Here is a 6,408-nt window from a genome sequence, read left to right on the forward strand (position 1 = left end):
GGCATCAGCCCGCTCGCCTTTGAGGCCAAGGTAGCATAATGAGATACGTGACCGGCGCAAAACCGTTACAAGTCCATTCGGCCCGATCACGCCCTCGCGCTCTGCCTGAACGAAGCTCGCCAGATCGAACCACTCGCGCAGTTCGGCGACATCGTCGGCTGCGTCGTCATCGAGATCGGACACGAGCAGCAGGCTGAAGGTAGCGAGAGTTGCACGGAGCTGCAGCTCGGTCCTGAACGGGGCGACCGCGACGGGTACGCGCCCCTCGGACCAGGCGAACATCTCGACGAAGTTGGCGGCGGCTTCCTCCGGGGTGGGACGGACGCGCTGGCGCACAAACTCGTCTTCGGGCTTTCCCAAGGCGCGCGCCAGCTTGCGAAGCTGCGCCGGCCGCACCTTCTGCCCACGCTCGACCCGCGACACCGTCGCCAGCGACACACCGGCCTCGGCGGCAAGCATGTCCTGCTTCCAACCGTTGAAGGTTCTCTGCAACTTCACGAAGTTCGCGATGGCGGCTTCGTCGAGCATGAAGGTTTCGAAGGAGTCGACCGTGTCCATGTCCTCAATATGACCGACGCGCCGCGCAAATTTGAGAGCGTTTCGCACGTCAGTTCGACGAGTCCGCCGCCGCCTCAGAGATATTGCACGCCCTGGTCGAGCAGGTCGGCCAAGACGTCCACGCGTGAACGGACAGGCGGCGCGGCAGCGCTGACCAATCCGCGAGCGACACCGCGTGCGAGACTGCGCGCCATCACCCGCTCGGTCGTCGACACCTTCTGAACGCCGGCGCGCCCGTGGACGAAGGTGCTGCGTAGCTCGAACAGCTGGCGATAATCGCGAACACAGTTGGGATCGTTCAGGAGCGCGGCGATCCGGGCTGCGACCCGATCCGTGGCCGAGCGACCTTTATGCTTGTCGGGCTTCGGCCGCATCCAATTCTTGTGATCCATCTCGAGCCCCATCGCCGCCTCGATCGCGGTCATATGGGCCATCACTTCGTCCATGCCGTCGGCCAGAAACGCGCGAACGAGAAAATGCGCGATCGGCGTTTCGAACAGGCTTGTCGATCGCGCGGCCTCAAGCTCTCGCCACGCGGCGCCGGTGAAGAGCGTTAGCCCTGCCTTTGCATCGTCATCCAACGGCAGCTCGGTCGGCCGCTCGAGTTCGACCTCCTCGCCCCAGTGATCCTCGACGATCCAAGGCTCGAGCGTGAGGCTGTCGGGGCTGGGCGGTGGCGACGGTCGGACGAACAGGTCGTCGTTGAGCGTGTAGATCCACGGAACGCGAAAGCCGCGCCAATCCACCTCCTGCATCGTCGACCAACGCTCCCAAGGGGCGAGCAAGAGGAAAAACAGCGCCGCCTCCACCGGCGGTGGAAAGCGGCCGAGATGCGGGTCGATTTCGCCGAAATCGCGGTTCATCGCCATGTACATGAAGGGTGCCGCCCGGGCTTCGGCCCCACCGTTCACCGCGTGGGTCTCTTCGACCACCAGCCATTGGAATTGCGCGAGGCGCTTCGCGTCGATCGGCTGGGTCGGGTAATTGCGCGCCAAGCGTGGCGCTTCGAACATCTGCGCCAGTTCGTCCGCGCCGAATTGGGCAAGCCGCGCCTGGCCGAAGGCAAGCGCCGGAAGATCGTCGGCGAGATCGAGCGGGCAGAGATGCCGCCGCGTGATCGTCTTTCGCGTGAACGCCTCGTCGATAGCATTGGCCGCGCTCATCGGATCGACCGACAGGCTGGTATGGCCGGCGGGCATCCAGCAAGGAACGCCGAGCGAGCGAACCGCCGTGCTCAGCGCGAAGACCGGCTTGTCGCCGCCATAGTCGGCCCGGCAAACATCACTAACCGCTGTGAAGGCAGGCGCGGCCAGGAGATTGCTCGGCCCGGGCGGCGGCACTCGCCACAGCGCTTCAACCGCGTTGATTAAAGCCGGGCTCGCCCCCATCAGTTGCCGTCCGCTGGCGCCAGCGGCAGCCAATCGCGCTCGGCGCGTTCGCGCGCGAGATGGGCTTCGAGCCCGGGGTCCTTCCGCTCGATGCTCTCATTGTAGATGTATTCGGCGTCGCGCCAGAACCGCGCGATCGCGGCGACGAACTCCTGGAGCCGCTGCAGCGGGATCCGCATCTGAGCCACACGCGGCGGGCTTGGCGCCGGTGCTCCGAACCCCGGCGGCATTGGCGGGATGACGGGCCAGAAGTCAGGGTAACGCTGCGCCAGCTCGGCGGCGGAATCGCCATCGCCGTGACGGCAGGCATTACCGAGATGTTGAAGAGCATCGAGCGCTGCGAAGCTCGGAAAGGCGTCGAGGCCAATGCCCCGCAGGCCGCGAAACAGCTTTTGCAGCTCCTTCCAGTTCGCCTTCTCGATCTTGGTGGCGAAGGGCTCGCTTGGTTTCAGATCCCTCGCGCAGCCCAGGAGATAGGTGCGGAGCTGACGCTCCCAGATCGATTGAATAGACAAGCCGAAGGCGCGCATCGTTTCGAACCGAACCTCCTCCATATCGGCCTTTGCGAAGACCGCGCCCGGCCAGTCACTGTGCTCCAGTTCCTCGATCTTGGCATCGAGCGTGGCGAGAGCCGGCACGATCACATCCTGAAAATAGGATTCGATGGTCATATCGTGCTTGCTGGATTGGACGTCTGCAAAGCAGTTCTTCCATCGGAACGGCGTCATGGCTGAACCCCCCGGCTCGCTGCCTCGGCGATGTAGTCGCGATAGGCGAAGTTGATGAGATCTCGGACCAGTTCCAACAGGCCGCCGGTCGGGAGACCGTCGAAGGGGTCGCCATGCGCCAGCTTGTTGCGCCGCTCGGCGAGGGTCGGTTGGGTCTCGCCGGTCAATTGCCCGATCGCCTTGCCGCCACATCGGACAACCATCGGGATCTGCGCATCGGTCAGGCCGTCGCTGTCGACCATTAACTTGAGCAGCGTGGCGAAGCTGCGCTTGTTCTTCGAAACCTTGCCGCCGTAGCGATCCATCACCGCCAGTTCGAGCGCGATCAGAGCGGCGAGCTCGGCCGCCTTGACCAAACCGAGGTCGAGCCATCCCAGCAGATACAAGGTCTGAGCGCGGTCGAATTTGGCGCGAACGATATCGGGAATGCGCGGATCGATCCCGAGACTGCCAACCAGCGTGCGCCAGTCATCGGCCTTCGCGATTTCGATGAACCCTCCCGGATTGCCCGGCAGCGGCCATGGCAGCAGCAACGGAGCCTCACGATCTCCGAGGATGATATGTTCGGTGTCGCGCATCGCCGAGATCCTATCCGAGAGTTGGGGCGGTGTCGGGCAAGACAGAAGCCTCCAACGACGCGCCGACCCATTGATCGTCGATGCGGCGCTCCGCGCGATAATAGTGGAAGTCGCCCGGACCTTCGGCCTTGGTGCTGCCGATCCGCACCGGCATCGCATGGTCCCGCGGATCGTCGGCGAGGATGAAGTCGGCGCCGATGCCGCCAGGAAGGCGATAGGCTCGTCGTTTGCGCTGTGCACGCTTCACCCGCTTTACCCGGAGTCGCGAGAGGTCGAACGGGCCTTCCAGAAATAGGCTCGACCAGCGTTCCGACGAGTACCAATGGCCGCCAGCGCTATGTTCGTCGCCGTCCGCAAACCAAGAGGTCGGATTGCGGTAGAGCATGCAATCGTCGAGCTTTCCGCGCCAGACGCCGCGGACCACGGGATCATAATACCAAAGCCCGTCTTGAAGATCGTGGACCCACAACTGCCAGGGTGGCGCTGAGAAGTGGCTGACATGGTAGATGTTGGTGCCCGCGATGCGCTGTACGTCGCCGAGCCGCTTGCGGATGAGGATCGGCACCCAGATCACCGGGACGCCCGCACTAAGGTAGGCGGTCGTTCGCACTTCCAGCGCCGTATAGTCGAGCGGGCTGTTCTGCGCCTCGATCGCGACACGATAAGCATCTTCAGGTGCGTGCAGCAGCACGTCTGCACGTCGGTCGCCATCGATCGACAGCACCTCGATCTCGACGTCGCACTTGAAGCCCCGCGCGCGATAGGCGGTGGCGAAATCCTCCTTCGCCTGCTGGTGTTCCCACGTCTCCAGCGCGGCATAGGAGCAGGTCGCGCCGGGCCGATGCCCGAAATAGGGCCGGCGAATGCGCCCCTTGGCGAGCGTCACCGGCGCCTTGCACCCCGGGCAGGTGTAGGAAGGTCCCTTCGCCGCGTTCTCGGCCTCGACGCGGCTATCGTCGGCACCGTTGATCGCGACTAGCATGGCGCCGCCGCGATGCCGTCGAACTCACTGGCTTTGGCGATCTCCCCGATCAGACCGACCAGCCGCGGCTCCTTCTTCACAGCTTGGCGGAAATCCTCGGCTGTCCGTTTGTCGACATAGAGCACCTCGCAATAGGCGGCGAGCACGGCGAGATGGCTGTCGTGAAGATCGCTGCCAGGCCGAAGCGTGCGGACCTGACCATGTTTTCTCAGCGCCTCAGTGATCACCCAGCTTGGCAACATTTCCATAGGCACCTGCTTCAGCGCGTTGAAAGAGCGCCCTGTCTCCGACGCGATCGTCCGAAGCTGAGAGCGAAACACGCCCAGCCGACTGAGGTCGGCCAAAACACTTTCGTCGCGCACTTCGGTTTCGTCGAGGCCTTGATCGACCAGCGACGAGACAAGCAGATCGCGAACGGTCGTCCCAGGCGGCGGCATGATTGCAAGAACCCGCTCGATGAACTCGTCGGCCATCGCCCGAGCTCGGACAGCGTCGCCACCAGTGCTCTGCGTCGCCTCACTTAACGCCTTCGCGTGGATCATTCCGAGCTGAGCCTTCATTTCACGAGGCGAGTTGATTTTCCCCTTTGAAAGCTCGCCGATCGTCCGGCTCTCGTCAAAGGTGCGCAGTGGCCCCAATGCCGCAACCATGTCCGATCCGCTTTTGCGAGACCGCAACATCGGACGGACTGCCTCCCAGACCCAGGCCTCTTCGCCGATCGCCTGACTGCCGGTGCCGATCCTGAGCAGCAATTGCCGCGCCCGATCGCGGATTGCGAGTAGGTCGTTCAATCCCTCACTCGCCGCGATCGCTTCGGCCGCACGCACCTGCGCGGCGGATCCGAGACCGGCCTCGTCATTCGGCAGGCGAAGCCAAGCGACGAGCGGAATCGACTGCAGGAAGGATATTCGATCGCGCGCCGCTGCGTCATCATCGCCGCCGAGCAATTCCTCCAGATGATGCCAAGACAAGAGAGGGACGCGGCCTTGTTCAAGCAACCGACCGTGCAGCGACAGCGCCCGTCCTCGTCGGCCCGCGTCGCGTGAAGCCGTCGCATCAAGCCATTTGGCCCAGTGCGAGCTGTCTGGAGCGATTATCTTTGAACCGAGCAGGGGCAAAATCAGTGTCCAAATAATACGGTGCGTTCAACTGTATATTATCGTTTCGCAGCTTGAACGAACTGGTTGATCCGGCCTCTGCGATATCGAGTGTCCTCGCAAAGGTCTCTGGCGTCCGCGGACAGACGCTGACGCTCATTCGGAACCTCGCCGATCTTAGCGGTCGAGCCCGTGGAGACTGATTCTCGCGCGGCCAGAGGCCCGCATGACCCCGACCAAACTGCTCATCGGACAAATCATTGTAGTGTTCGCCATCGTCCTGGCGGGCGTTTGGTTTTCCACGCAATGGGCGGCGGCCGCGCTGGCCTATCAGCCCGAGCTTGGCGACCCGTGGTTCGTCGCATTCGGTCAGCGGATTTATCTGCCATGGGCGCTGTTTTTTTGGTGGTTCTCATTCGAGGCCTACGCACCGACAATATTCGAAGAAGCCGGCGCGATCGCCGCTACGAGCGGACTGGTTGGCTGTGGTGCGGCGATCGCAGGATCGGTGTGGCGTGCCCGTCAGCGGAACAACCTGACGACCTATGGTTCCGCCCGCTGGGCGAGTGACAGGGAGATCCGCGCCGCAGGATTGCTGACCGAAGGCGGCGTATTTCTCGGCCGCACGGGCCCACGCTATCTTCGTCACGACGGCCCCGAGCACATCATGGCGTTCGCGCCGACCCGGAGCGGCAAGGGCGTCGGCCTCGTCGTGCCCACGCTGCTCGGCTGGTCAGGTTCGGCGGTAATCCACGACATCAAAGGCGAAAACTGGCAACTGACCGCCGGCTGGCGCCAGCGCTTCTCCCACTGCCTGCTGTTCAATCCGACGGATGCGCGTTCGGCACGCTACAACCCGTTGCTGGAGGTTCGCCGCGGCATCGAGGAGGTCCGCGACGTCCAGAACATCGCCGATATCCTCGTCGACCCCGAAGGTGCGCTGGAACGTCGCAGCCACTGGGAAAAGACGAGCCACTCGCTGCTCGTCGGCGCCATCCTCCACATTCTCTATGCCGAGGAAGAAAAGACGCTCGCGCGGGTGGCGTCCTTCCTGTCCGACCCGCAGCGTCCGTTCAC

General features: G+C 63.6%; 7 protein-coding genes. 1 reads left to right on the forward strand and 6 read right to left on the reverse strand.

Features of this window, described 5'->3' with window-relative positions; all coding sequences use genetic code 11:
* From ACETPF_RS20775 to ACETPF_RS20800, 6 genes are all read right to left on the reverse strand, one after another.
* Positions 1 to 606: helix-turn-helix domain-containing protein (locus ACETPF_RS20775; protein WP_373936526.1), on the reverse strand; the 606-nt coding region annotated here is incomplete at its 3' end.
* Between the two features lie 26 nt (positions 607 to 632).
* Complete coding sequence (locus tag ACETPF_RS20780) at positions 633 to 1,946, reverse strand: hypothetical protein (protein ID WP_373936527.1); 1,314 nt, start codon at positions 1,944 to 1,946, stop codon at positions 633 to 635.
* Complete coding sequence (locus ACETPF_RS20785) at positions 1,946 to 2,617, reverse strand: hypothetical protein (protein WP_373936528.1); 672 nt, start codon at positions 2,615 to 2,617, stop codon at positions 1,946 to 1,948. Before ACETPF_RS20785 ends, ACETPF_RS20780 begins: the two co-directional genes overlap by 1 nt.
* Before the next feature lie 53 nt (positions 2,618 to 2,670).
* A complete protein-coding gene (locus tag ACETPF_RS20790; RefSeq protein WP_373936529.1) occupies positions 2,671 to 3,252 on the reverse strand; it encodes a hypothetical protein in 582 nt (193 codons plus the stop codon).
* 10 nt (positions 3,253 to 3,262) lie between these two features.
* The gene (locus ACETPF_RS20795; protein ID WP_373936531.1) at positions 3,263 to 4,234 is read right to left on the reverse strand and encodes a competence protein CoiA; all 972 of its coding nucleotides are present in this window, start codon (positions 4,232 to 4,234) and stop codon (positions 3,263 to 3,265) included.
* Positions 4,228 to 5,352: a hypothetical protein gene (locus tag ACETPF_RS20800; protein WP_373936533.1), complete on the reverse strand. Its 1,125-nt coding sequence runs from the start codon at positions 5,350 to 5,352 to the stop codon at positions 4,228 to 4,230. The genes ACETPF_RS20795 and ACETPF_RS20800 overlap by 7 nt, the downstream gene beginning before the upstream one ends.
* A gap of 205 nt (positions 5,353 to 5,557) precedes the next feature.
* On the opposite strand from ACETPF_RS20800, the gene ACETPF_RS20805 reads away from it, so the two are divergent.
* Positions 5,558 to 6,408 (forward strand): type IV secretory system conjugative DNA transfer family protein (locus ACETPF_RS20805; RefSeq protein ID WP_373936534.1); only part of this gene is annotated, 851 nt, incomplete at its 3' end.

The organism is Sphingobium agrisoli (assembly GCF_041877245.1).
Classification (GTDB): Bacteria; Pseudomonadota; Alphaproteobacteria; order Sphingomonadales; family Sphingomonadaceae; genus Sphingobium.

Bases quoted from the DNA above. Each gene is read 5' to 3' on its own strand.
- ACETPF_RS20795 (WP_373936531.1), bottom strand. From the start codon at position 4,234: ATGCTAGTCGCGATCAACGGTGCCGACGATAGCCGCGTCGAGGCCGAG.
- ACETPF_RS20785 (WP_373936528.1), bottom strand. From the start codon at position 2,617: ATGACCATCGAATCCTATTTTCAGGATGTGATCGTGCCGGCTCTCGCC.
- ACETPF_RS20780 (WP_373936527.1), bottom strand. From the start codon at position 1,946: ATGGGGGCGAGCCCGGCTTTAATCAACGCGGTTGAAGCGCTGTGGCGA.
- ACETPF_RS20790 (WP_373936529.1), bottom strand. From the start codon at position 3,252: ATGCGCGACACCGAACATATCATCCTCGGAGATCGTGAGGCTCCGTTG.